Source organism: Nonomuraea sp. SYSU D8015, assembly GCF_008065375.1.
Taxonomy (GTDB): Bacteria; Actinomycetota; Actinomycetes; order Streptosporangiales; family Streptosporangiaceae; genus Nonomuraea.
The window spans coordinates 190,213-214,616 of the sequence record NZ_VJYI01000010.1 but is presented as its reverse complement, the minus strand read 5'-3'; the positions used below and the strand labels follow the sequence as shown (position 1 = coordinate 214,616).

Annotated in this window: 20 protein-coding genes; 6 read left to right on the top strand and 14 right to left on the bottom strand. The window is 72.8% G+C overall.

Features of this window, described 5'->3' with window-relative positions:
* Position 1 precedes the first annotated feature (1 nt).
* A complete protein-coding gene (locus tag ID574_RS35315; RefSeq protein WP_188193335.1) occupies positions 2 to 1,288 on the bottom strand; it encodes an extracellular solute-binding protein in 1,287 nt (428 codons plus the stop codon).
* A gap of 195 nt (positions 1,289 to 1,483) precedes the next feature.
* On the opposite strand from ID574_RS35315, the gene pulA reads away from it, so the two are divergent.
* From pulA to ID574_RS35300, 3 genes are all read left to right on the top strand, one after another.
* A complete protein-coding gene (gene pulA, locus ID574_RS35310; RefSeq protein ID WP_188193334.1) occupies positions 1,484 to 4,057 on the top strand; it encodes a pullulanase-type alpha-1,6-glucosidase in 2,574 nt (857 codons plus the stop codon).
* 104 nt (positions 4,058 to 4,161) lie between these two features.
* Complete coding sequence (locus ID574_RS35305; RefSeq protein WP_223167387.1) at positions 4,162 to 4,830, top strand: hypothetical protein; 669 nt, start codon at positions 4,162 to 4,164, stop codon at positions 4,828 to 4,830.
* Between the two features lie 195 nt (positions 4,831 to 5,025).
* On the top strand, positions 5,026 to 5,748 hold the full coding sequence (locus tag ID574_RS35300; protein WP_188193333.1) for a VIT1/CCC1 transporter family protein: 723 nt from the start codon (positions 5,026 to 5,028) through the stop codon (positions 5,746 to 5,748).
* Positions 5,749 to 5,855: 107 nt separating this feature from the next.
* Here the strand turns inward: ID574_RS35300 and ID574_RS35295 are convergent, their stop codons facing one another.
* From ID574_RS35295 to ID574_RS35280, 4 genes are all read right to left on the bottom strand, one after another.
* Positions 5,856 to 6,491: a LysE family translocator gene (locus tag ID574_RS35295; protein ID WP_188193332.1), complete on the bottom strand. Its 636-nt coding sequence runs from the start codon at positions 6,489 to 6,491 to the stop codon at positions 5,856 to 5,858.
* Between the two features lie 33 nt (positions 6,492 to 6,524).
* Entirely contained in the window at positions 6,525 to 6,878 is a 354-nt protein-coding gene (locus ID574_RS35290) for a spore germination protein GerW family protein (RefSeq protein ID WP_188193331.1), read from the bottom strand.
* 588 nt (positions 6,879 to 7,466) lie between these two features.
* Positions 7,467 to 9,098 carry a glucose-6-phosphate isomerase gene (gene pgi / locus ID574_RS35285; RefSeq protein ID WP_188193330.1) on the bottom strand — a complete coding sequence of 544 codons (1,632 nt, stop codon included), beginning with the start codon at positions 9,096 to 9,098 and terminating at the stop codon, positions 7,467 to 7,469.
* Between the two features lie 90 nt (positions 9,099 to 9,188).
* The gene (locus tag ID574_RS35280; protein ID WP_188193329.1) at positions 9,189 to 10,895 is read right to left on the bottom strand and encodes an IlvD/Edd family dehydratase; all 1,707 of its coding nucleotides are present in this window, start codon (positions 10,893 to 10,895) and stop codon (positions 9,189 to 9,191) included.
* Positions 10,896 to 10,949: 54 nt separating this feature from the next.
* On the opposite strand from ID574_RS35280, the gene ID574_RS35275 reads away from it, so the two are divergent.
* Together ID574_RS35275 and ID574_RS35270 are read left to right on the top strand one after the other, a co-directional pair.
* Positions 10,950 to 13,253, top strand: a complete 2,304-nt coding sequence (locus ID574_RS35275; RefSeq protein ID WP_188193328.1) for a phosphoketolase family protein — start codon at positions 10,950 to 10,952, stop codon at positions 13,251 to 13,253.
* Between the two features lie 73 nt (positions 13,254 to 13,326).
* Positions 13,327 to 14,535 (top strand): hypothetical protein, encoded by a 1,209-nt coding sequence (locus ID574_RS35270; protein ID WP_188193327.1) that lies wholly within the window; start codon positions 13,327 to 13,329, stop codon positions 14,533 to 14,535.
* Between the two features lie 24 nt (positions 14,536 to 14,559).
* Here the strand turns inward: ID574_RS35270 and ID574_RS35265 are convergent, their stop codons facing one another.
* Both ID574_RS35265 and ID574_RS35260 read right to left on the bottom strand, forming a co-directional pair.
* Complete coding sequence (locus ID574_RS35265) at positions 14,560 to 15,549, bottom strand: aldo/keto reductase (protein ID WP_442939355.1); 990 nt, start codon at positions 15,547 to 15,549, stop codon at positions 14,560 to 14,562.
* Positions 15,550 to 15,582: 33 nt separating this feature from the next.
* On the bottom strand, positions 15,583 to 16,176 hold the full coding sequence (locus tag ID574_RS35260) for an NADPH-dependent FMN reductase (protein WP_188193326.1): 594 nt from the start codon (positions 16,174 to 16,176) through the stop codon (positions 15,583 to 15,585).
* Positions 16,177 to 16,346: 170 nt separating this feature from the next.
* Here ID574_RS35260 and ID574_RS35255 point away from each other — a divergent pair, with 170 nt between their 5' ends.
* Positions 16,347 to 17,204 (top strand): helix-turn-helix domain-containing protein, encoded by an 858-nt coding sequence (locus ID574_RS35255; protein WP_188193325.1) that lies wholly within the window; start codon positions 16,347 to 16,349, stop codon positions 17,202 to 17,204.
* Positions 17,205 to 17,231: 27 nt separating this feature from the next.
* Here the strand turns inward: ID574_RS35255 and ID574_RS35250 are convergent, their stop codons facing one another.
* The 7 genes from ID574_RS35250 to ID574_RS35220 are packed head-to-tail and all read right to left on the bottom strand — an operon-like array spanning position 17,232 to position 24,395.
* A complete protein-coding gene (locus tag ID574_RS35250) occupies positions 17,232 to 17,840 on the bottom strand; it encodes a pentapeptide repeat-containing protein (RefSeq protein WP_188193324.1) in 609 nt (202 codons plus the stop codon).
* 13 nt (positions 17,841 to 17,853) lie between these two features.
* Positions 17,854 to 19,095 carry an alanine racemase gene (locus tag ID574_RS35245; protein ID WP_188193323.1) on the bottom strand — a complete coding sequence of 414 codons (1,242 nt, stop codon included), beginning with the start codon at positions 19,093 to 19,095 and terminating at the stop codon, positions 17,854 to 17,856.
* Positions 19,092 to 19,823 carry an MBL fold metallo-hydrolase gene (locus ID574_RS35240; protein WP_188193322.1) on the bottom strand — a complete coding sequence of 244 codons (732 nt, stop codon included), beginning with the start codon at positions 19,821 to 19,823 and terminating at the stop codon, positions 19,092 to 19,094. The genes ID574_RS35245 and ID574_RS35240 overlap by 4 nt, the downstream gene beginning before the upstream one ends.
* 40 nt (positions 19,824 to 19,863) lie before the next feature.
* A complete protein-coding gene (locus ID574_RS35235) occupies positions 19,864 to 21,003 on the bottom strand; it encodes a M20 family metallopeptidase (protein WP_188193321.1) in 1,140 nt (379 codons plus the stop codon).
* Positions 21,000 to 21,941 carry an ABC transporter permease gene (locus ID574_RS35230; protein WP_188193320.1) on the bottom strand — a complete coding sequence of 314 codons (942 nt, stop codon included), beginning with the start codon at positions 21,939 to 21,941 and terminating at the stop codon, positions 21,000 to 21,002. Before ID574_RS35230 ends, ID574_RS35235 begins: the two co-directional genes overlap by 4 nt.
* The gene (locus tag ID574_RS35225) at positions 21,938 to 22,885 is read right to left on the bottom strand and encodes an ABC transporter permease (protein ID WP_188193319.1); all 948 of its coding nucleotides are present in this window, start codon (positions 22,883 to 22,885) and stop codon (positions 21,938 to 21,940) included. The genes ID574_RS35230 and ID574_RS35225 overlap by 4 nt, the downstream gene beginning before the upstream one ends.
* Positions 22,878 to 24,395, bottom strand: a complete 1,518-nt coding sequence (locus ID574_RS35220; RefSeq protein WP_188193318.1) for a sugar ABC transporter ATP-binding protein — start codon at positions 24,393 to 24,395, stop codon at positions 22,878 to 22,880. Before ID574_RS35220 ends, ID574_RS35225 begins: the two co-directional genes overlap by 8 nt.
* Positions 24,396 to 24,404 lie beyond the last annotated feature (9 nt).

Below are 24,404 nucleotides of genomic sequence, written 5' to 3'. Positions count from 1 at the left end.
GTCAGCTCCAGCCCTTCATGATCCCGCGGTATTTCTCGTCGACCTTCTTGAGCATGTCCGCGGGCCCTGACTGGCCGCCGACCAGCGTCTGGTAGCCCTCCAGCAGCGGCTGGAACAGCTGGCCGCCCTCCGGGATCCACGGTCGCGGCACCGCCGTGTCCATGATCGGCTTGAACACCGCCACGTCGGAGTTGCCCTGGACGTCCGGGTTCGCGTACGCCGACGTGCGGGTCGGCAGCAGGCTGATCTCCTTGGCGATCTTCGCCTGGGCGTCCACGGTGGTCATGAACCGGACGAACTCGTACGCGGCCGGGATGTTCTTCGAGCCGGCGTAGATGGCCAGGTTCCAGCCGCCGGTGGGCGCCGCGGCCTTGACCGATCCGGCGGGGACGGGGGCGATGCCCAGGTTCTTCTTGTCCTGGAACTCCTTGCCCTGGTAGATCTCCGACAGCGCCCAGGGCCCGTTGTAGATCATCGCGGCCTTGCCCTCTTTCAAGGCCGTCATCGCGTTGGCGTAGCTCTCGGTCGTGGCCGGCTTGGGGGCGGCGCCGGAGCTGATCAGGTCGGCGACGGTCTCCATCGCCTTCACGTTCGCGGGCGAGTTGACCACGATCTTCTTGTTGGACACGTCCAGGAGGTCGCCGCCCTCGCCGTACATGAACGGCAGGAGGAAGTAGGAGTCGACGTTGAGGGCGAGCCCCTCGGCGCCGGTCTTGGCCTTGACGTCCAGCGCGGCCTGTTTGAGCTCGGCCACGGTCTTGGGCGGCTCCTCGTGGCCGGCCTCCTTCAGCAGCCGCTTGTTGTAGATCAACGCCAGAGTGTCGGTGACCTGCGGCACGGCGTACGTCTTGCCGTTGTACTTCGTGCTGCTCAGCGGCCCCGCCAGGAAGTCGTCCTGCCGGTCGACCGCCCGCGTGCCGTCCAAGGGCTGCAGGTATCCCAGGGACGCGAACTGCGACGTCCAGGCCACCTCAGAGCGGATCACGTCCGGCGCGCCCGTCCCGGCCTGCGCCGCCGTCTGGAACTTGTTCTGGGCCTGGTCCGACGGCACGTTCACATAGTTGACCTTGATGCCGGGGTACGCCGCCTGGAACTCCTTGATCAACGCCTGGAACGTCGGCCCTTCGCTCTCCGGCCGCGTCGTGTCCCACCACGTCACCTCGCCGGTGATCTTCGACGGGTCGGTGACCGGCGGGGCGGAGGCGGCCGGTTCGCCGCCGCCGCCGCAGCCGGAGATCGCCAGGGTGAACGCCGCAACGGCCGCCGCGGCGGGTAAAAGTCGTGGCATGTCCGCTCCTCACAACTCGATCGGACGTGGAGTCAGCCGGAGGGTACGCCGCCGTCCAGCGCCCGGGGTAGAGGCGAACGCAAGGATTCTGCAAGTTGTTACATTCCTCGGACCTCGCCTTTCAGAAACTTCCCGAAAGAGTTGCAATGATCGCGCTCCGCGCGTGGCTTCCCCGCCGGTGGGAACCATGACGGGGTGTTTCCGACCAACGCCAGAGCCCACTGGATCGACCGCGACACCGTGGCCTGGCAGGTCGAGCCGTCGCTGAGCCACTCCCTGGCCTGCAGCGCGACAGGCGGACTCGCCTTCGACGACGGCGAGCTCACCGGCGACGACCTGCGGCTCATCCGCCTGACCCCTGGCACGCTCACCGAACGGCAGCGGCGGGCGTGGCCGCACCTGGCCGCGTACACCGCGCTCAAGGTGGACCCGCGCGACGCCGGGCTGGTGAGGAAGGCGCTGCGCGGCCAGATCGCGGCCGTGGCGCGGGACGCCGCGGGCACGGTGCTCACGGTGACGGGCGTGCAGATCCCCGGCGTGCTCGACGACCTGTACGCCGCGGCGGCCACCGCGCCCCTCGGCCCCACCGGCCGGTTCCTGCCGAAGCTGTCGCTGTGGGCGCCGACCGCGCAGAAGGTCGAGCTGGTGCTGCACGCACGCGGCCGCCGCAGCGTGCGCCGGATGCGCCGCGACGACCGGACCGGCATCTGGTCGGTGCGCGGGCGGCCGTCCTGGCGGGGCCGCGACTACACGTTCCTCGTCACCGTCTACTCCCCCGCGCACTGCGAGGTCGTCACCAACGAGGTCACCGACCCCTACAGCCTCGCCGTGGCCCCGGACGGCGTGCGCAGCAGGCTCGCCGACCTGGACGCGGCCGCGCACAAGCCGCCCGGCTGGGACCGGCCGGCCAAGCCCCCTCCTGTGCCGCAGCACCGGGCGGCGATCTACGAGCTGCACGTGCGCGACTTCTCCGCCGCCGACGCCACCGTCCCGGCGGAGCTGCGCGGCACGTACCTGGCCTTCGACGCCGGCACCGCCGGGGACACCGCCGGGACGCGGGAGCTGCGGGCGCTGGCCGCGGACGGGGTGACGCACGTGCACCTCCTGCCGGTGTTCGACTTCGCCACGGTCCCCGAGCGCCGGGCCGACCGGACCGAGCCCGGCTGCGACCTGGCCGCGCTGCCCGCCGACTCCGACCGCCAGCAGGAGTGCGTCGCGCGCACGGCCGCGACGGACTCCTACAACTGGGGCTACGACCCGCTGCACTACAGCGTGCCCGAGGGCTCGTACGCGACCGACCCGGACGACCGGATCAGGGAGTTCCGCGCCATGGTGGCCGCGCTCAACCGGGCCGGGCTGCGCGTGGTGATGGACGTGGTCTACAACCACACCCACTCCACCGGCGTGCTCGACCCGATCGTGCCCGGCTACTACCACCGGCTGCTCGAGGACGGCTCCGTGGCCACCTCCACCTGCTGCGCCAACACCGCACCCGAGCACCTGATGATGGGCAGGCTCGTGGTCGACTCCGTCGTCACGTGGGCGCGGCACTACAAGATCGACGGCTTCCGCTTCGACCTGATGGGCCACCACCCGAAGGCCAACATCCTCGCCGTGCGGGCCGCCCTCGACGCGCTGACCGTGGCGGAGCACGGCGTGGACGGAAAGTCGATCATCCTGTACGGCGAGGGCTGGAGCTTCGGCGAGGTCGCCGGCGACGCCAGGTTCGAGCAGGCCACGCCGGCGAACCTGGCCGGGACCGGCATCGGCACGTTCGCCGACGGGCTGCGGGACGCGGTGCGCGGCGGCGGCCCGTTCGACGCCGATCCGCGCGTGCAGGGCTTCGGCTCCGGCCTTGCGGGCGCGCCCAACGGCTCCCCCGCCAACGGCACGGCCGAGGAGCAGCGGGCCCGGCTGGCCGCCTACTGCGACCTGATCAGGATCGGGCTGACCGGGAGCCTGCGCGACTACGTGCTGCCCTCCGGCCGGAAGAGCTCGGAGATCGGCCACAACGGCTCCGCGGCGGGGTACGCGGCCGCGCCGGGCGAGGCGGTCACGTACGTGGACGCGCACGACAACGAGACGTTGTTCGACGCGCTGGCGTACAAGCTGCCGCAGGCCACCCCGATGGCGGACCGGGTGCGCATGCAGGTGCTGTCGCTGGCCGCGGCCCTGCTGTCGCAGGGGACGGCGTTCGTGCACGCGGGCAGCGAGCGGCTGCGCTCGAAGTCCCTCGACCGCAACTCCTACGACTCCGGCGACTGGTTCAACCGGCTGCTGTGGGACTGCTCGGCGGGCAACGGGTTCGGCGCCGGCCTGCCGCCCCGGGCGGACAACGAGGCCAGGTGGCCGTACGCGCGGCCGCTGCTGGCCGACCCGGCGCTGCGGCCCGGCTGCGAGGCGATCGACGCCGGCCGGGCCCGCTGCGGCGAGCTGCTGCGGATCAGGTCCTCGACGCCGGCGTTCGCCCTGGGGTCGGCGGACGAGGTGCGGCGGCGCCTGTCGTTCCCGGCCGCGGACGACGGCGTGATCACCATGCACGTGGACACGACCGGCCTCGACCCGCGCTGGAGGTCGGTCACCGTCGTCTTCAACGCCACCCCGTCGGCCTGCGCGCAGCCGATGGCGGCGCTGGCGGGGCAGGACGTGGCGCTGCATCCCGTGCAGGCCGCCTCCGCCGATCCGGTCGTGCGGGAGTCGGCGTTCGATCGCGCCACCGGCGCGCTGACCGTGCCGGCCCGCACGGTGGCGGTGTTCGTCGGCTCGTGACGTTTCGTGGCCGCGAATCCGGGCAGCGAGTTTAATCCCTGGCGTTGTGGCGCAGGAGGGCGCAGACTGGATAGACCGCGATCGCGTGGAGCAGTGGAGCATCCGTGGACAATCACCTTGATCACATGCCGGTCCTGTCCCGCGGCAGGCATCGCAATCCGAAACGCGGTGCCTGTTTCATGGAACTGGCCTCCTACCTAGCCGGGGAGCGGTGGAGCGACCATCCGGCCTGCACGCATCCGCTGCTGGCCGCGCTCGCCCGCCTGGTCAACGACAACGTCAGCGACGAGAGCCGGGCCAAGCTGGTCGGGCTCGTCCCGTCGATCATCGGCCTGGCGAGCGACGACCTGCGCGTGGACGCGCGGATCGCGCTGCGCTGCGCCACGACGGCCCTGCCGGTGGCGGCGGCCGAGCGCCAGCTCGCGCTGGCGGTGTCGGTGCTGGCCGCCGAGGAGATGCTGGCCAGGCTCGACGGCGCCCCGTCCGGGCGGCTGAGCGAGCCGAGCCGCCGGGCGATGGAGGAGGTCCCGCACGCGGCCGAGCAGGCCAGGCGCTTCAGCCGGGCGGCCAGGATCACCGAGAAGGGGTTCCGCAGGTACGCCGCGCCCAACGCGGTGCAGCTGTCTGTGGTCGGCATCGTCCAGGCCTGCATCCCCGACCCGGACGCGCTGCTGCGGCGGCTGCTGGAGGAGGCGATCGCCGACTGCGCCGCCTTGATACGCGGCCCGGAGACGGAGAGCGCGACGGCCGTCACCGCCCCGGCCCACGTCTGAACCGGCCCAACGAAATCCCCCGCCTCGTCTCCAGGCGGGGGATTTCGCATGCTGGGGCGCCCCCTCGATCACGGTAAGCGATCGGCCCTTTCCATTTCGGCCTTTTCGCAGGTCAGGCAAGCCTCTCCTTCGTTGCGGATCTTGGCGACATATGCCTAAATTCTGGACAAGGACCCCCTTAAGCGGAGGAATTGCATGACCATCGAGCTCGATCGGCCGTACTCTCCCGAACGGCACCACGGCCACCGGGACGTCACCGGCGGCTGGCTGCGTCCGGCGGTGTTCGGGGCCATGGACGGGCTCGTGTCCAACTTCGCGCTGATCGCCGGGGTGGTGGGGGCCGCCGGCCCGGGGCGGGCCGCGGTGCTGGCCGGTTTCGCGGGGCTGGCCGCCGGGGCGTTCTCGATGGCGGCCGGCGAGTACACGTCGGTGAAGTCGCAGACGGACCTGATGCGGGCGGAGATCGCGGTGGAGCGGCGCGAGCTGGCCCGCAATCCGGAGGGCGAGCAGGCCGAGCTGGCCGCGCTCTACCGCTCGCGCGGCCTCGACGCCGACCTGGCGCAGCGGGTGGCCGAAGGGCTGTCGGCCGACCCTGAGCAGGCGCTGCGGGTGCACGTGCGCGAGGAGCTCGGTGTGGACCCCGACGACCTGCCCTCGCCGTACGTGGCCGCCGCGTCGTCGTTCGGCGCGTTCGCGGCGGGGGCACTGGTGCCGCTGGTGCCGTTCCTGTTCGGGGCGTCGGGGATGGCGGTGGCCGTGGTGCTGAGCGTGCTGGGGCTGTTCGGGTTCGGCGCGGCGGTGGCGGTGATGACGGCCCGGCCGTGGTGGCTCGGCGGCCTGCGGCAACTCGCGCTGGGCGTGGGCGCCGCCGCGGTGACCTTCGGCCTGGGAAGCCTGCTCGGCGTCACGGTGTCGTAGCGCATACGGCCGCGTCGTAGCGCATACGGCGCGCATGCGGCCGCGTCGTAGCCATACGGCCGTCACGGAGCTCACGGGCGGTGTAGCGCTCATGGGCGCCGTGAGTCCTACGGGCGGCTGGTGGCGGCGAGTTTGACGCCGAGGCTGATGAGAGCGGCGCCGGTCAGTCCGTCCACGGCTCTGCGCACGGCCGGCCTGGCGAAGACCTTGCGGAGCGTGCCGACGATGTTGGCCACCACCAGGAACCACGCGACCGTCCCGGCCAGAGCGATCAGCGAGAGCACCAGCGTGCCGGACAGGGACGCGCCCGAGCTGACGAACTGCGGCACGAGCGCCACGAAGAACAGCGCCGCTTTGGGGTTGAGCACGTTGGTGAGCAGCCCCTCGGCGAAGGCCGCCCACACGCTGCGCCGCCCGGGATCCGGCAGCTCCAGCTTCAGCTCACCCCCCTTGCGCAGGGCCGAGCGCAGCGCCTTGACCCCGAGGTACAGCAGGTAGGCCGCGCCGACCACCTTGACCACGGTGAACGCCACCGCGGAGGCGGCCAGCAACGCCGCGACGCCGGTGGCCGCCGCCACCACCCAGGCGAACACGCCCACGGAGATCCCCAGCGCGGCTGCCATGCCGTACGCGCGGCCGGAGACGGCGGAGCGGCGTACGACGACCGCGAAGTCCGGTCCGGGCGACATGGCGCCGAGCATCACAACACCACCGAAAGCCACGAACTGTGCCATAGAGCTCATGGCGTTCACCCTATGAGGAAAGCCCTCGAACCCTCAGCGCCTGCGGCGCCGCTTCTTGAAGATGGTGCGCAGCGTCAGTAGGAGCACGATGGCGACGATCTGGCCGCCGAGCACGATGCGGTTGACGTCCACCGCGGGCCGCCACTGCACGTCGCCGCCCTTGATCACGAACACCCCGGCCGGCGTCGCCCCGAATCCGAACCCGAGACCGGCGCCCTTGCTCTCGTCCCCCTTCTCGTCCTTGCCCTGCCCTTGACCGCCGCCGCCCCCTTGGGCGACCCGGGCGACGGGGATGACCACGACGTCGCCGTGCTGGACCGGCTCGCCGAAGACACGCCTGACCGTCGCGGCATCCTTCGACCGTTCGACCATCTCCATGATGTCCATGGCCTCATCGTCGCCCCTGATCGCCCACCGCACCACCACCCAGGGCCATGCGGCTTCCCGCCCGGCCTACCCACCCTGGCTGCCCGGCGCCGGCCACTCGACGCTCGGCCCAGGTCGCGCCCGCCCGGCCGCCAAGGAGATCGTGGCCCGACGCCGGCGGGTCAAGCGCGTGCGGCGCGTCCGGCACCGGCCTTCCGGCCACGGCACATCCCGACGCACGGCGCCGACCGCACCCTCACCTGATCGCGGACGCCAGCACCGATGTCGCGCGGGACCGCCGGTCAAGCCGACGCCCGGCCGGTGAGCACCGGACCACACGCGCCGGCCGCACCCGGCGGCGCGTCCGGCGCAGTCGGCGGCGCGTCCGGCGCACGGCGCATCCGGCGGCCGCGTCCGGCGCACGGCGCATCCGGCGGCCGCGTCCGGCGCACGGCGCATCCGGCGGCCGCGTCCGGCGCACGGCGGAGTCGGCGGGGGTTGGCCGGGCACGCTGAAAGAGCGCCCACGCGGACGCACAGCCTGCGCCGGTCACACCCCCCGCCCGACTGGGCGACGCGCGAGGTGGCCGTGCGATGCGGGGGCGGTGGGTCAGATGCGGCGGCCGCGCAGCTCGCGGTATTTGCGGACCAGGCGCTCCGTGGACGGGTCGGGGAACGTCGTGGGCGGCTCGGCGGACGTCAGGGCGGGGGCCAGGTCGAGGGCCATCTTCTTGCCCAGCTCCACCCCCCACTGGTCGAAGGAGTCGACCCCCCAGATGGTGCCCTCGACGAACACGACGTGCTCGTAGAGCGCCACGAGCTGCCCCAGCGTGGACGGCGTCAGCTTGGGCGCGAGGATCGTCGAGGTGGGTCGGTTGCCGGGCATCACCTTGTGGGGGACGATCTCCGGCAGGGTGCCCTCGGCCGCGATCTCCTCGGCCGTCTTGCCGAACGCCAGCGCCGACGTCTGGGCGAGGAGGTTGGCCGTGAGCTGGTCGTGCATGCCCTCGCGGTCTTCGAACGGCTCGGCGAAGCCGATGAAGTCGGCGGGCACGAGCCGGGTGCCCTGGTGGAGCAGCTGGTAGAAGGCGTGCTGGCCGTTGGTGCCCGGCTCGCCCCAGAAGATCTCGCCGGTGTTGACCGTGACCGGGGAGCCGTCGGCGCGTACGGACTTGCCGTTGGACTCCATCGTGAGCTGCTGCAGGTAGGCCGGGAAGCGGTGGAGCCGCTGGCTGTAGGGCAGGACGGCACGGGTCTCGGCACCGAAGAAGTCCGTGTACCACACCCCGAGCAGAGCCATCAGCACCGGCATGTTGGCCTCGAACGGCGCGGTGCGGAAGTGCTCGTCCATGGTGTGGAAGCCGGCCAGCATCTCGCGGAACCGCTCGGGCCCGATGGCGATCATCAGGGACAGCCCGATGGCGCCGTCGTAGGAGTAGCGGCCGCCGACCCAGTCCCAGAAGCCGAACATGTTGTCGGTGTCGATGCCGAACTCGGCGACCTTCTCGGCGTTGGTGGAGACGGCCACGAAGTGCTTGGAGACCGCCTCGTCGCCGAGCGCCTCGACCAGCCAGCGGCGGGCGACCCGGGCGTTGGTGAGGGTCTCCAGCGTGGTGAAGGTCTTGGAGCTGACCACGAAGAGCGTGGTCGCCGGGTCGAGGCCGGCGAGGTTGCCGGTGATGTCGGCCGGGTCGATGTTGGAGACGAAGCGGGCGGCGATGCCGGCGTCGGCGTAGTCGCGCAGCGCCTCGTAGGCCATGGCGGGGCCCAGGTCGGAGCCGCCGATGCCGATGTTGACGACGGTCTCGATGGGCCGCCCGGTGGCGCCCTTCCACTCCTTGGACCGCACCCGGTCGGCGAAGGAGCTCATCTTGTCGAGCACGGCGTGCACGTCGGCCGGGACGTCCTGGCCGTCCACGACCAGCTCGGCGTCACGCGGCAGGCGCAGGGCGACGTGAAGCACCGCCCGGTCCTCGCTCACGTTGATGTGCTCGCCGGAGAACATCGCCTCGATCCGGTCGCGCAGACCCGCCCGCTCGGCCAGGGCGACCAGCAGGTCGACGGTCTCCTGCGTGGCGCGGTGCTTGGCGTAGTCGAGGTAGAGGTCGCCGGCGGTCACCGTCATGCGCTCGGCCCGGCCCGGGTCCTCCGCGAACAGCTGGCGCAGGTGCCTGCCCGCCAGCTCCTCGTGGTGCTTGCCGAGAGCCGCCCACTCCTGGCTCTGGGTGATATCGCCGTTCACGCTCTTTCCTCCTTAGACGGCCCAGCCGATCATCGGGCCCATCGTCCCGTAACCTCGTACCCCGTGCGGGAGATTCCGCGCATGGCGGAGTCAGTGCGATTCGCGTCCCACGTGGTCGCCGCTGGAGCCGATGAGGAAGTCGAGATCGGCGCCGCGGTCGGCCTGGGTGACGTGGTCCACGTAGAGGCGTTCCCAGCCGCGCACGGGCCTGGCGTGGCCGTTCAGCGCGGGCGCCCTGGCCTCCAGCTCGGCGTCGGGGACGTCCACGTCGAGCCGCCGCGCGGCCACGTCGAGCACGATCGGGTCGCCGGTGCGCACCTTCGCCAGCGGCCCGCCGGCCGCCGCCTCGGGCGCGGCGTGCAGCACGACCGTGCCGTACGCGGTGCCGCTCATGCGGGCGTCGCTGATGCGGACCATGTCGCGTACGCCCTTGGCCAGCAGCTTCTGCGGCAGCGGCAGGTTGCCCACCTCCGGCATGCCGGGATAGCCCTTGGGGCCGCAGCCGCGCAGCACCAGCACCGACGTCTCGTCCACGTCAAGGTCGGGCGAGTCGAGGCGGGCGTAGACGTCCTCGACGCTGTCGAAGACGACGGCCCGGCCGCGGTGCCGCAGCAGCTCGGGCGAGGCGGCGGCGGGCTTGATCACGGCGCCGGCGGGCGCGAGGTTGCCGCGCAGGACGGCGATGCCGGCGTCGGGCAGCAGCGGATCGGTGCGCCGCCTGATGACGCCCTCGTCCCAGATCTCCGCCCCGGCCAGGTGCTCGACCAGCGGACGGCCGGTGACGGTGATCGCGTCCGGGTCGAGGAGGTCCTCGACCTCCTTCAGGACGGCGGCCAGCCCGCCCGCCCGGAACAGGTCGTCCATGAGGTGCCGCCCGGCGGGCTGGAGGTCCACCAGGAGCGGCACGCCGGCGCCGGTGCGGTCGAAGTCGTCCAGGGTGAGGTCCACGCCGAGCCGCCCGGCGATGGCCAGCAGGTGGACGACGGCGTTGGTGGACCCGCCGACGGCGGCGAGCGTCACGATGGCGTTGAGGAACGATCCCCTGGTCATGACCTGGCTCGGCCGCCGCCCCCGCCTGACGAGGTCCACGGCGAGGCGGCCGGTCTCGTGGGAGCGTTCGAGCAGGCGGCTGTCGGGGGCGGGGGTGCCGGCGGTGCCGGGCAGCGTCATGCCGAGCGCCTCGGCCATGCAGGCCATGGTGGAGGCGGTGCCCATCGTGTTGCAGTGGCCGCGGCTGCGGATCATGGACGACTCGGATTCCAGGAACGCCTCGCGGGAGAGCGTGCCTGCGCGCACCTCCTCGCTGAGCCGCCACACGTCGGTGCCGCAGCCGAGCGGCGCCCCGCGGAAGTGGCCGGTCAGCATGGGGCCGCCGGGCACCACGACGGCGGGCAGGTCCACGGACGCGGCGGCCATGAGCAGCGACGGGATGGTCTTGTCGCAGCCGCCGAGCAGCACCACGCCGTCGATGGGGTTGGCGCGCAGCATCTCCTCGGTGGCCATGGCGGCCAGGTTGCGCCAGAGCATCGCGGTGGGGCGGACGTTCGTCTCTCCGAGGGAGACGACGGGCAGGTTGAGCGGCACGCCGCCGGCCTCCCACACGCCACGCATGACACTCTGGGCGACCTCGTCGAGGTGGGAGTTGCAGGGCGTGAGGTCGGAGGCGGTGTTGGCGATCGCGATGTGCGGCCGCTCCCCCTCGAACGCCTCCTGCGGCAACCCGCGCCGCATCCAGGCCCGATGGATGTAGGAGTTCCTGTCATTCCCCGAGTACCAGCGCGAACTCCGCAATTCCATAGTTTGACACCCTATCGGGGGTTCAGTGGCCTCTTCGGAGGAAGGGGCAGGGTCATGGAGCACATCGACGCGTACTGGCGGGCGGCGAACTACCTGTCCGTCGGGCAGATCTACCTGCTGGACAATCCCCTGCTGGCCGAGCCGCTCCGCCCGGAGCACGTCAAGCCGCGCCTGCTCGGCCACTGGGGCACCACGCCGGGCCTGAACTTCTGCTTCGCGCACCTCAACCGGGTGATCGGCGAGCGGGACCAGGACATGATCTACATCTGCGGTCCCGGGCACGGCGGCCCCGCGGCGGTGGCGCACGCGTGGCTGGAGGGGTCGTACTCGGAGCGCTACCCGGACGTCTCGCAGGACGTCGAGGGGATGCGGCGGCTGTTCCGGCAGTTCTCCTTCCCCGGCGGCGTGCCGAGCCATGTGGCGCCCGAGACGCCGGGCTCGATCCACGAGGGCGGCGAGCTGGGATATTCGCTGGCTCACGCGTACGGCGCCGCGTTCGACAACCCGGACCTGGTCGTGGCGTGCGTCATCGGCGACGGCGAGGCCGAGACCGGCCCCCTCGCCGCCGCCTGGCACTCCAATAAGTTCCTGGACCGCCGCCGCGACGGCGTCGTCCTGCCGATCCTGCACCTGAACGGCTACAAGATCGCCAACCCGACCGTGCTCGCCCGCATCCCGATCGACGACCTGACCAAGCTCATGGAGGGGTACGGCTACCGCCCCCACCTGGTCGGCCCGGACCACCGGGAGATGGCCTCCGCCCTGGACACCGCCTTCGACGAGATGGCCGCCTACAAGAGCGGCGACGCAGACCGGCTCCCGATGATCATCCTGCGGACGCCGAAGGGCTGGACGGGGCCGCGCGAAGTGGACGGCAAGCCGGTCGAGGGCACCTGGCGTTCCCATCAGGTGCCGCTGGCCAAGGTCCGCGAGAACCCCGCGCATCTGGCCATGCTGGAGGAATGGATGCGCTCGTACCGTCCCGAGGAGCTGTTCGACGCCGACGGGCGGCCGAACCAGGACATCCTGCGCACGGTGCCGCGCGGCACGCGCCGGATGAGCGCCAACCCGCACGTCAACGGCGGAGAGCTGCTGGAGCCGCTGCGGCTGCCGGACTTCCGCAGGCACGCCGTGGAGGTCAAGTCGCCGGCCGCCCAGTCGAGCGAGCCGACCCGCGTGCTCGGCGAGTTCCTGCGTGACCTGATCGCGGCGAACCCGCGCACGTTCCGGCTGATGGGTCCTGACGAGACGGAGTCCAACCGGCTGCAGGCCGTCTTCGAGGCCACGGACCGGGCGTGGGACGCCGAGCTGCTGCCGACCGACGAGCACCTGGGCGCGGGCGGGCGCGTGATGGAGGTGCTGAGCGAGCACCTGTGCCAGGGCTGGCTGGAGGGCTACCTGCTGACCGGGCGGCACGGGCTGTTCAACTGCTACGAGGCGTTCATCCACATCGTGGACGCGATGTTCAACCAGCACGCCAAGTGGCTGGAGTCCTCGAAGAAGATCTCCTGGCGGCGGCCGGTCGCCTCGCTCAACTACCTGCTGTCGTCGCACGTGTGGCGGCAGGACCACAACGGGTTCAGCCACCAGGACCCGGGCTTCATCGACGTCGTGGTCAACAAGAAGGCGTCCGTGGTGCGCGTCTACCTGCCGCCGGACGCCAACACGCTGCTGTCGGTCGCCGACCACTGCCTGCGCTCCCGCGACTACGTCAACGTGATCGTGGCGGGCAAGCAGCCGGTGCTCGACCTGTTCACCATGGACGAGGCCATCGCGCACAACACGCGCGGGCTCGGCATCCTGCCCTGGGCCTCCACGGACGAGGGCAGCGAGCCGGACGTGGTGCTGGCCTGCGCCGGGGACGTGCCGACCATGGAGACGCTGGCCGCGGCGGCCCTCCTGCGCGAGCACCTGCCGGAGCTGCGGGTCCGCGTCGTCAACGTGGTGGACCTCATGCGGCTGCAGCCGCCGTCGGAGCATCCGCACGGCATGTCCGACGCCGAGTTCGACACGCTCTTCACCACGGACAGGCCGATCATCTTCGACTTCCACGGCTACCCGTCGCTCATCCACCAGCTCGCCTACCGCCGGCACGGGCACCACAATCTGCACGTGCGCGGCTACAAGGAGGAGGGCACCACCACGACGCCGTTCGACATGGCGATGCTCAACGACATCGACCGCTACCACCTGGTCATGGACGTCATCGACCGCGTGCCCGGCCTCGAGTCCAAGGCGGCGCACCTGCGGCAGCGGATGTCGGACGCCCGGCTCCGCGCCCGCGCCCACACGCGCGACCACGGCGAGGACCCCGCGGAGATCAGCACGTGGACCTGGCCGGCCACGTTGTCGTCCTGACCACGGGGACGAGCGGGCCCGGCGGCGCGATCCCGCCCGGTGGCGGTCGCGGGGCGCGTGCCACCATCTATCCATGCTCGACGGTTCCAGCTTGTTCGTCTTCCCGTCCGACCTCGTCGCCGAGGGCGTGGACGAGGTCCTGGCCCGCGTGCGCGGGTACGGCGCCGGCGCCGTGACCGTCGCCGTGGCCTACCACCAGGCGCGGGACGTGATGCCGCACGGAGCGGCCGGGAGGGTGGTGCACCGGCGCGACGGCGTGTTCCTGCCGCTGCCGCCCGAGGTCTGGGCGGGGGTGCGGCTGCGCCCGCCGGTGCAGGAGGAGGCGGAGGTCGCCGCCGTGGAACGGCTGGCCGAGCGGGCGGCGCCCGGCGGCGTCCTGGCGTGGACGGTGTTCCTGCACAACACGACGCTGGGCGCCGCGCACCCGGACGTCTGCGCCGAGACCTGCTTCGGCGACCGGCTGCTCGCCGACCTCTGCCCGGCCCATCCGGACGTCGCGGACTACGCGGTGGCGCTCGCGCGCACCGCGGCGGCGGCGGGTCCGGTGGTCGCCGAGTCGCTCGCGTACGGCACGTTCGACCACGGCCACCACCACGAGCGCAGCTTCGTCCCGCTGGGGCCGGGCGAGCGGGTGCTGCTCGGGCTCTGCTTCTGCCAGCACTGCGGCCGGGCCGCCGCGAGGGCGGGCGTGGACGTCGAGCGGCTGCGGGCCGCCGTCGCCGCCCATCTCGGCCGCGCGCTTACCGGCGAGGCGCCCGGCACGCCGGACGATCCGGCCGCGCTGTGCGCGGCCGTGGGCGAGGACCTCGCCGAGTTCCTCGCCGCCCGCCAGGGCGTGGTCACCGAGCTCACCCGCCGGGTCGCCCGCGCGGTGCACGCGGACGGCGGGCGGCTGATCTATCTCGACCTGACCGGCGCGCTGCTCGGCTACGGCAGCGGCACCCCGGAGGGGCCGGTCGCGGCCGAGCAGGGCTGGCGGACCGGTGTGGACGTCGCGGCCCTGGCGGCGCTCGTCGACGGCTACGCGTGCCTCGGGTACGTGCGGGACGTGGACCGCCTGCGCGCCGACGTCGCCTCGGTCGTCGAGGCGGCCGGACGGTGCCCCGTGCGCGTGGTGCTGCGGCCGGGGCACCCGGACACCGCCGACGCGGCGAACCTGGCGGAGAAGGTGGCCGTCTGCGCGTTCCTCGGCGCGCGGGCGGTCGACTTCTACAACTACGGCATGTATCCGTGGCCGGTGCTGTCCAGGATCCCCGCGGCTCTCGCCCAGGTCTCCGCGTAGCTCACGGAGATCCGGCTCTTCGGATCAGCGGCCGTCGAGGAGGTGGATGGCGTCGCCGTAGATGTCCGGGCTGCGGTCGACCTCCTCGATGAAGTCGCGCGGGAAGCCGAGCTGGAACTCCACCGCCGACTCCAGCCGCCGCACCGCCTCCTCCGGCAACGTCACCCCGGACGCCCCCAGGTTGTCCTTGAGCTGCTCGACGCTGCTCGCCCCGACGATCGGGTGCACGCCCCGCCGCATCATCCACGCCAGCGCCACCTGCGACGCCGTGACCCCCAGCTCGCCGGCGACCTCCGCCACCGCCCGCCCCATGGTCAGCTCCCGCTCGGTGAGCGAGTCGGGCGACACCCGGGAGGCCGCCGCCCCCGGCTGGTTGTAGCGGCCGGACAGGATGCCGCGCTCCAGCGTCCCCCACGCCGCCACGCTCACCCCGAGCGCCTCGGCCATCGGCAGCAGCTCCCGCTCCACGTCCCGCCGAAGGAGGCTGTAGGGCACCTGCAGCCCCGCGAACGGCGTCCACCCGCGCTCCTCGGCCAGCGTGTTGGCCCGGCTGACCAGCCACGCCGGGGCGTCCGACATGCCGACGTAGAGCACCTTCCCGGACCGGACCACGTCATCCAGCGCCCGCATCGTCTCCTCGATCGGCGTGTGCCGGTCCCACACGTGCACCCAGAACAGGTCGATGTAGTCGGTTCGCAGCCGCCGCAGGCTCTGCTCCAGCGACTTCACCAGGTTCTTGCGGTGGTTGCCGCCCGCGTTGAGGTCGGTGCGGTCCCGGGTCCCGGTGTACTTGGTGGCCAGCACGAAACGATCCCGGCGGCCCTCCAGCAGCTCGCCGACCACGCTCTCGCTCTCGCCGTACATCGAGGCCGTGTCCACGACGTTGCCGCCCGCGTCGGCGTACACGTCGAAGATCCGCCGCACCTCCGGCGTCAGCGACCAGTACGTCATCGCGCCCAGGAACAGCTCCGACACCCGCAGCCCGGTACGACCGAGCAGGCGGTAACGCATCATTCGTCTCCTTCAGCAGAATTCAGGCAGCAGAGTTCAGGCCTGGTACGGCGTGGCGAGGCGGGCGTCGCGCAGCACCCGGCTCCACCAGCCGAGTTGATCGAGCATGGCCTTGGCCGCCCCCTCCGGTCCTTCAGGATCCACCAGCCGGCCGTCGGCGTCGAACCGGGTCCAGTGCTGGTCGAGGCTGATCCAGTTGCGGATGGTGACGGCGTGCAGCTCGGCGAAGACCTGCCGCAGGTGCTCGGCCGCGCGCAGGCCGCCGCCGTAGCCGCCGTACGACACCAGCGCCACCGGCTTGGCCTGCCACTGGACGGGGTGCCAGTCGATGACGTTCTTGAGCGAGGCGGGGAAGCTGTGGTTGTACTCGGGCGTCACCACCACGTACGCGTCCGCCTCGGCCAGCCGCGTGGCCAGCCGCCTGTGGTCCTCGGGCCGGCGGTCAACGTCGGCCAGCGCCTCGAACGTGGGAGGCAGCGTGATCGGCAGCGGCGTCTCCGCCAGATCGATCACGTCCACCTCGAAGAGTCCGTGCAGGTTCGCCTGTCCGGTGAACCATCGCGTGACCGTGGGGCCGAACCGGCCCTCGCGGACACTGCCGGTGATCACCGAGAGTTTCATGTTCGTCATGGCGTCCAGGCTGCTGCGGTTCGCGGAGCCGAGGGAGACCGGGCCGAGACTGGCCCCGGCAGGGCCACGATAGGGCCGGGCGGCCCGCCGTAAACTCGGGACGTGAGCGACCGGAGGGAGCGAGCCATTAGACGCAGCAGCCTGCTCACCGGGCCGACGGAGGAGGCCCGGTGAGCGACAACGAGCTGGGGGCGTTCCTGCGCGCTCGCCGCGAGGCGGTCAAGCCCGCCGACCTCGGGCTGCCCGGCGGCGCCCGCCGGCGCACGCCGGGGCTGCGCCGGTCGGAGCTGGCCACGGTGGCCGGGCTGAGCGTCGAATACCTGACCAGGCTGGAGCAGGGGCGCGATCGCAACCCGTCCATGCAGGTGCTCGGCGCGCTCGCCGACGCCCTCCGCATGACGCCCGAGGAGCGCTTCCACCTCCGCCATCTCGCCAAGGTCACCAGCGGCGCCGTCTCGCTGTGCCCCGCGGCCGACGAGGGGCCCGCCCGCACCGTGCGGGCCACCGTGCGCGCGGTGCTCGACCGGTTGGAGCCGGCGCCCGCCGCCGTGTTCAACCGGCTGAGCGAAGTGATCGCCCACACCACCGGCTACGAGCGTCTCTACGGCCCCGTCGGCCTGCTGGACGAGGACCCGCCCAACACGATCAAGTACGTCTTCACCGACGTCCGGTCCAGGATCGCCTACCCGGACTGGGATCGGGTCGCCGACGAGCACGCCGCCGCGCTGCGGCTTGAGCTGACCAACGGCGACGACTACGCCGCCGAGCTCGCCGCGGAGCTGGAGTTCGCGGCGGGCGACGCCTTCACCGGGCGGCTGTCCGGCCCGCCCGTGCCGCCGCGGACGGCCCCCGTGGAGCGGCTGGCGCACCCGGAGGCCGGCGAGCTCCGGCTGGCCCGCGAGGTGCTCGTCCTCGAGGGCTGCGAGGAGCGGATGCTCGTCTACCTGCCGGCCGACGCCGCCACGTCGGCCGCACTCGACCGCCTCACCGGCCGCCACCCCGGCGCCCTGCGGGCGGTGACGGCGTAGCTATTCGCGGACGACCAGGCCGAGTGGCTATTCGCGGACGACCAGGCCGAGCGCGCCGGCCACGACCGTCGCCTGGAACGGGTCGATGATCGCGTCCTTGAGCGTGACCTCGTGCGGGTCCAGCGTGCTCAGGTCGCTGCCGCGCAGGTCGCACTTGGTGAGGTCGGCCCCGCGCAGCCACGCCCCCGACAGGTCCGACCGCCGCAGCGTCGCACCCTCGAGGCGGACCCCGTTGAGGTCGGCCTCCCGCAGCCGGACGCCGTCGACGGTGCTGCCGCGCAGGTCCGCGCCGGCCATGGCCACGTACGACCAGTCGCCGCCCTCCACCTTGAGCAGCCCGTACGTGCAGCCGTCGAACACGCTGCCGGTCAGCTTGCAGCCCCTGAAGGTCGCGTCGAAGAGCGAGCAGCGGATGAACAGGCAGTTGAGGAACTGCGCGTCGTCGTGCTCGGACACGTTGAACCGCACGTTGCCGAACGTGCACTCCTCGAACGTGGAGCCCCGGTCGATCAGCTCGGTCATGTCCACATCCTGGAACAGGACGCGCCGGTAGCTCTCGCCCGAGATCTCCAGGGTGTCCCAGTCCGCGGCGCCGATCGTCTTCTCGATGGGGAAGGCGGGTCTGCTGTTGGCCATGCGAACAAACTACTCAGAAATATGTACGGATCAGGTCCACGACGGTGTAGTCGTCCGTGACCACCGGGATCACCTGCCACTTGTCGAAGGCGGTGCACGGGTGCGAGATGCCGAAGCAGATCAGCTCGCCGGGCGCGACCTCGGCCCCCGCGTCCACCTCGACGTACGCATGGTGGTCGTTGACCGACCTGACGCGCAGGCCGGCCGGGGAACGCGGCGTGCCGTCGAGGGCGCGGACCCGGCGTGGCACCGGCAGGCCCTCGTCGTGGGACACCTCGCGCTTGCCCAGGCCGACGATGGCCAGCCCCGGCTCCGGCGCCGAGATGACCTGCGCCCACACCTCCAGCGCCGCCTCCAGCGAGCCCTCTTCGGGGATGCGCACGAACGGCGTCCACCCGCGATAGATGCCGTCGTCGTGCGAGACGTACGCGCCGCTGCGGAGGATCGTTCGCAGCCGGTGTCCGGGCAGCCACGCGCCGGACAGCCGGTCGGCGACGGCGTCGAAGTACTTGCTGCCGCCCGCGGTGACGATCACCTCCTCGCCCAGCAGGCCCTGCGCCGCCAGCTCATGGACGGCGGCCCGCACGCCGTCCAGGTACCGCCCGGCCGCCTCCACGTCGGGCAGCCCGCCCTCGTACGCGGCCACGCCGGCCAGCTCGAGCCGGGAGGCCTTCGCCGCCGCCCGCGCGACCTCGGTCAGCTCGGCGACGCTCCGGCAGCCGGTGCGGCCGCCGGGGTGGCCCAGCTCGGCGAGCACCCGCAGGGGCCGCTCGCCTCGCACGGACCTGACCGCGTCGTCCATCGCCCGCACCCCGGCCACCGAGTCGGCGAAGCACAGGAACCCGAAGCCCTGCTCCACCTGCTCGGCCGCCCAGCGCAGCGGCCCCGGGTCGAGCAGCTCGTTGGCCAGCAGGACGCTCGGCACCCCCATGGCGCGGCATGCGAGCGCCTGGTTGGCCGTGGCCACGGTGATCGCCGTGGCTCCCGCGCGCAGCTGGGCGGCGAAGAGCGACGGCGCCATGGTGGTCTTGCCGTGCGGGGCGAACTCCAGGCCGTGCCGGGCGCAGAAGCGGGCCATCGTGTCGATGTTGTGCGCGATCGCGGCCCGGTCGGCGACCATGACGGGCCAGGTGAACGCCCCGCCGAACAGGCTGGGGCGGCTCGCGGCGAACTCCTCCAGGGAGATCGCGGGGCCGGGCCGCCACAGCCCCTTCGTACGCCAGTCGATGTGCTCTGCCGGAACGGTGAAGGTCATGTCGTGCTTTCTGGGAGGAGCCCGCGGGCGAGGAGGTCACGTGCGGTGGTCAGGTGCCGGCGGGCCCGGTTGAGCGAGATCTCGTGGTGCCCGGGGAAGAGGGCGTCCACGTCCAGCTCCGCCAGGCGGGCCAGGCTGGCGGCGTACTCGGGGACGCGGCAGTCGTGCAGGTTCTGCAGCGACACCCGGCCGCCGGTGAAGACGCAGTCGCCGGAGAACAGCGCCCGGTGCCCGGGGGTCTCCAGCAGGTAGCAGGTGTGGCCGTCGGCGTGGCCGGGCGTCGCGATCGCGCGCAGCATCACCCCGCCACCCAGGTCGACGCGCGTGCCGTCGGCGATCGGCGCCGCCCGGGGGCACGCGGGGAACACGTAGTCCCGGGGATACGTGCCGCCCGCCCTGGCCCGATCGAGGCTGATCATCGCCTCGTCGCCGGCCGCGATCCACCGGTCCGCCGGCGGGCCGGCGAGCACCCGCAGCCCCGGCAGCCGGCGCGCCAGCCCGGCGGCGCCGCCGGCGTGGTCGGCGTGGCCGTGGGTGAGCAGCAGGTACTCCGGCACCGCGTCGCCCACGTTGGCCAGGATCGCCTCGGCCCCGCGCCCCGCCCCGGCGTCGATCAGCGCGCAGGCCCGCTCGCCCCGTACGAGGTAGACGTGGCAGTCGAGCGGATCGGTGAGATCGAACCCGGCGGCCCCGCTGCCGACCAGGTCCACGTGCTCGCTCAGCCGCACGCGCCCACCCCCGCCCGCGGCACCGGGTGCGCGCGACAGGTCAGCCGCACGCGCCCACCTCCACCCGGCGGGCCAGGTCGGTGACCACCTCGGCGGCGAATGCCACGTCGGCCAGGGCCACCGACTCGTCGGCGGAGTGCGCGTCGAGGATCGAGCCCGGCCCGAAGACCACCGCCGGGATGCCGGCCCGCGCGAGCTTGCTGGCGTCCGTGCAGAACGGCATGCCCCGCACGCTCGCGTCCCGCCCGCGATCGGCGAGCGCGCCGCACAGCGCGGCGACGATCGGGCTGCCGGCCGGGGTGTCCAGCGCGTAGTCCACGTTGAACGGCGGGTCGAGCTCGATCCGCCCGGGCAGCAGCCGCTCCAGCTCCTCCCCCTCGCGCCGCCACACCTCCAGCGGATCCTCGCCGGGGAGCGTGCGCCGGTCGACGTCGATCTCGCAGCGCCCGGGCACGATGTTCGGGCCGCTGCCGCCGTGGATGCGCGTGACGCACCTGGTGGCGGGGCCGAGCAGCGGATGGGCGGGGATCTCCGGCGGGGCGGCGTCGAGGTGGCCGATCACGCGGGCCATCAGCGAGACCGCGTTGACCGCCTCCGCCGGCCGGGAGGTGTGGCCCGCCCGGCCCAGCGTGCGCATCGTGTACCGCACCACGCCCTTGTGCGCGGTCGCCGCCGCCAGCCCGGTCGGCTCGCCGACCACCGCCCCGATCACCTCCGGCACGGGGAGGTCGTCGAGCAGGCCCAGCACCCCCCGGTAGCGGTACTCCTCGTCCACGACGGCGGCCAGCACCACCGTGTGCGGCGGGAGCGGACCGGCGGCCAGCTGCGCGGCGGCGAGCATGAACGCGGCCAGCGGCCCCTTCGCGTCGCAGGCGCCCCGGCCGTACAGCCGCCCGTCGCGCACCTCGCCCGCGTACGGGTCCACGGTCATGCCGTCGATCTCGACGGTGTCCAGATGCGACTCCAGCAGGATCGCGCGGGCGTCGCGGCCGGGCACCACCGCCACCACGTTGGGCCGGCCGGGCAGCACCTCGTGCGTCTCCGCCGCGATCCCGTGGTAGAGGAGCCACCGCTGGACGACCGCCGCCAGCATCGCCTCCCCCGGCCCCGATCCGTCGCGCGGGTTGACGCTCGGCGTGCGGACCAGCTCCCGCAGCAGCGCCTCCGCCTGCGCCGTCACGTCGTCCGCCGTTCACGGGCGTAGACGAGCAGCAGCGCGATGATGAGCAGCCCCAGCGCGACCTGGCGCGGCCCCTCCCCCAGGTTCCACGCCACCAGCAGCGCCGTCAGCAGCGTCAGCAGCAGCGCCCCGGCCACCGTCCCGAGCACGTGCCCGCGCCCGCCCAGGATGGACGTGCCGCCCAGGACGACCGAGGCGATCGACAGCAGCTGGTACGGATTCCCCATGGTCAGCGAACTGGTGCCGGTGAAGCCGAGCAGCACCAGCCCGGCGACGCCGGCCAGCAGCGCGCAGGCCGCGTACATCGCGAGCGTGGTCACCGGGACCGGCACGCCCGAGGCCCGCGAGGCCGGCTCGCTGGTGCCCAACGCGAAGGCGTAGCGTCCCAGGCGCGACAGGTGCAGCAACCAGACGGCGACGGCCGTGATCGCCAGCCACAGGATCGTGGCCAGCGGGATCCCGGCCACGCTGCCGTTGGCGAGCGCGTCCAGCAGCGGGATGCGGGCCGAGCGGGGCGAGCCGCCCGTGTAGATGAGCAGCGCGCCGGAGATCACCGTCCCGGTCGCCAGCGTCATGACCATCGGCGGCAGGCGCAGCCAGATCAGCCCTGCGGCGTTGACCAGCCCGACCAGCGCGCTGACCGCCAGCGCCACCAGGACGGCGACCGTGCCGCCAGACCCCGCGGCGACCTGCGCGCACACGACGGCCGACAGCCCCACGACCGCCGAGACCGACAGGTCGATCCCGCTCATCATCACCACGAGCGTCTGTCCCACGGCCACGATGCCGAGGAACGAGGCCGTCTGCACCAGGTAGCGCACGCTCGCGACGCTGTCGAACCCGCCGGCGAACAGGATCGCCGCCAGCCAGGTCACCACCAGCACCCCGAAGGCCCACAGCGGCCGGTTGCCGCGCAGCGCCGTGAGCGCCGCCATCATGCCACCCTCTCTCTGGCCGCCAGCGTCTTCACCGCGACGGCGACGACGAGCACGACACCTTGCAGGATCAGCTGGTAGAAGGTCGAGATCCCGGTGAACAGCAGCAGGTTGGACAGCAGGCCGAACAGCAGCGCGCCGAGCAGCGTGCCCCGCATCCGCCCGACGCCGCCGAAGAAGCTGATCCCGCCGAGCACCGCGACCGCGATGGAGTTCAACGTGTACGGGGTGCCGATCGTCGGGTCCCCCGACCCGGTCTGGATCGCCAGGCCGATGCCGGCCAGGCCGGTGAACAGGCCCGCGAAGCCGTACGCGGCGATCTTGACGCGGCGGGTGTCGATGCCGTTGGCGAACGCCCCGTGCTCGTTGCCGCCCACCGCGTACAGCGCCAGGCCGAACCGCGTGGTCTTGACCAGCTTCCAGACCGCCAGGGCCAGGCCGATGGCGATCGCCGGGAGGGCGAGCCCGTACCAGCCCATGTTGTACGCCCGCACCAGCTCGGCCGGCACCTGCCCGCCGGGCTGCGGCAGCACGATCAGCGTCACCCCTGCCCACAGGAAGGACGCCGCCAGCGTGACGATGATCGGCGGCAGCCCGGCGTAGGCGACCAGAGCGCCGTTCGCCGCGCCGGCCAGCACGGTGACGGCCAGGGCGAGCGCCATGGAGGCCACCACGTTCCCCGCGGGGTTCGTCACGAACACCGCCATGCCGAGCGACAGCACGGCGCCCAGTGACAGGTCGATGCCCCCGGTGAGCATGACGACGGTCTGGCCGGCCGCGGCCAGGATCAGCGGCAGGAACTGCGCCGACAGGATCGTGATCGTCGCCGGGCGGGGCAGCGTGGGGTCGAGCCGCCAGTAGACGGCCAGCGCGACGAGGAGCAGCGCGCCGAGCCAGACGAGATCGAGGTCGCCGCGCACGGCGCGCCCTCGCAGGCGATCACGCACGCGACACCTCCCCGGCCGCGGCCCGGCCCGCCACCGAGGCGTGGACCAGGCGTTCCTCGGTCAGCTCCGCGCCGGCCAGCCGGTCCACGACCGCGCCCTCGTACATCACGAGGACCTCGTCGCACAGTCCGACCAGCTCCATGGTGTCGCCCGAGGTGACGAGCACCGCCATGCCCTCGGCGGCCAGCTCGCGCAGCAGGTGGTAGATCTCCCGCTTGGTGCCGACGTCGATGCCCCGGGTCGGCTCCGCCAGCAGCAGCACCCGTGGCCGGTTGGGCAGCCACTTGGCCAGGGCGACCTTCTGCTGGTTGCCGCCGGACAGCCGACGCGCCTCCTGGGCGGGCGAGGCCGCCTTGATCCGCATCCGCCTGATCAGCTCGCCTACCAGCTCGCTCTCGCGCCGCCGGGAGACGGTCGTCAGGGCGCGGGCCGGGGCGAGGGTGCGCAGGCTGGTCAGCGCGAGGTTGTCGCGGACGCTGCGCACCACGTGGAGCCCCTCGGTCTTGCGGTCTTCCGGCACGTACCCGACGCCCCGGCGGATGGCCTCCCGGGGCGAGGCGAGGCGGCAGGGCCGGCCGTCCAGCTCGATCCGGCCGCCGTGGGGACGCAGCCCGAACAGGGCCCGCAGCACCTCCCGCTGCCCCTGGCCCTGCAGCCCGCCCAGCCCGACGATCCGGCCGGGCGCCAGCTCCAGGTCGACCCCGGCGCGCGAGCCGGGGACGGCGAGCCCGCTGACACGCAGCACGGGCTCCACCGGGGAGGAGTCCGGCTTGGCCGGGAACATGTCCGACAGCTCCCGCCCCACCATCAGCCGGACGAGGTCGTCGTGGTCGGTCTCGGCGCGCCTGCGGGTGGCCATCACCTCGCCGTCCTTGAGGACGGTCAGCCGGTCGCTGATCGACAGCAGCTCGCCCATCCGGTGGCTGACGATCACCACGGAGCCGCCCCGCTCGCGCAGCTCGCCGGCCACCCGGAAGACCGCGCGGACCTGGTCGTCGTCGAGCGCGGACGTGGCCTCGTCGAGGATGAGCAGGCGCGGGTCCGCGGCCAGCGCCTTGGCCAGCTCCACCAGCTGCTGCGCGCCGAGCGGCAGCCGCCCGGCGGGCGTCCTGGGGTCGGCGTCGAGTCCCACGCGTTCCAGCAGCGGGCGGGCGCGGGCCGCCAGGTCGCGGTGGCGCACCAGGCCGCGGCGGGCGGGCCAGGCGCCGAGGAAGACGTTCTGGGCCACGCTCTGGTGCGGATTGAGGCTCAGCTCCTGGTGGACCGAGGCGATGCCGGCGGCCCGGGCGCGGTGCGGGGACCACGCGCGGACCGGCTCGCCGGCGTACCTGATCGTCCCGGAGTCAGGGGCGAGCAGGCCGGTGATCAACGACAGGACGGTGCTCTTCCCGGCGCCGTTCTCGCCCACGAGGGCGAGCACCTCTCCGGGTTGTATGTCGAAGCTGACCTCGCGCAGGACGGTGACCCCGGCGAAGGACTTCGACACCCGCTCGACGTTCAGCAGGGTCATCCGCGGTTT

Bases quoted from the DNA above. Each gene is read 5' to 3' on its own strand.
- ID574_RS35290 (WP_188193331.1), bottom strand. From the start codon at position 6,878: ATGGACATCATGGAGATGGTCGAACGGTCGAAGGATGCCGCGACGGTC.
- ID574_RS35280 (WP_188193329.1), bottom strand. From the start codon at position 10,895: ATGGAATTGCGGAGTTCGCGCTGGTACTCGGGGAATGACAGGAACTCC.
- ID574_RS35220 (WP_188193318.1), bottom strand. From the start codon at position 24,395: ATGACCCTGCTGAACGTCGAGCGGGTGTCGAAGTCCTTCGCCGGGGTC.
- ID574_RS35300 (WP_188193333.1), top strand. From the start codon at position 5,026: ATGACCATCGAGCTCGATCGGCCGTACTCTCCCGAACGGCACCACGGC.
- ID574_RS35265 (WP_442939355.1), bottom strand. From the start codon at position 15,549: ATGATGCGTTACCGCCTGCTCGGTCGTACCGGGCTGCGGGTGTCGGAG.
- ID574_RS35260 (WP_188193326.1), bottom strand. From the start codon at position 16,176: ATGACGAACATGAAACTCTCGGTGATCACCGGCAGTGTCCGCGAGGGC.
- ID574_RS35250 (WP_188193324.1), bottom strand. From the start codon at position 17,840: ATGGCCAACAGCAGACCCGCCTTCCCCATCGAGAAGACGATCGGCGCC.
- ID574_RS35230 (WP_188193320.1), bottom strand. From the start codon at position 21,941: ATGATGGCGGCGCTCACGGCGCTGCGCGGCAACCGGCCGCTGTGGGCC.
- ID574_RS35315 (WP_188193335.1), bottom strand. From the start codon at position 1,288: ATGCCACGACTTTTACCCGCCGCGGCGGCCGTTGCGGCGTTCACCCTG.
- ID574_RS35295 (WP_188193332.1), bottom strand. From the start codon at position 6,491: ATGAGCTCTATGGCACAGTTCGTGGCTTTCGGTGGTGTTGTGATGCTC.
- ID574_RS35275 (WP_188193328.1), top strand. From the start codon at position 10,950: ATGGAGCACATCGACGCGTACTGGCGGGCGGCGAACTACCTGTCCGTC.
- ID574_RS35270 (WP_188193327.1), top strand. From the start codon at position 13,327: ATGCTCGACGGTTCCAGCTTGTTCGTCTTCCCGTCCGACCTCGTCGCC.
- ID574_RS35245 (WP_188193323.1), bottom strand. From the start codon at position 19,095: ATGACCTTCACCGTTCCGGCAGAGCACATCGACTGGCGTACGAAGGGG.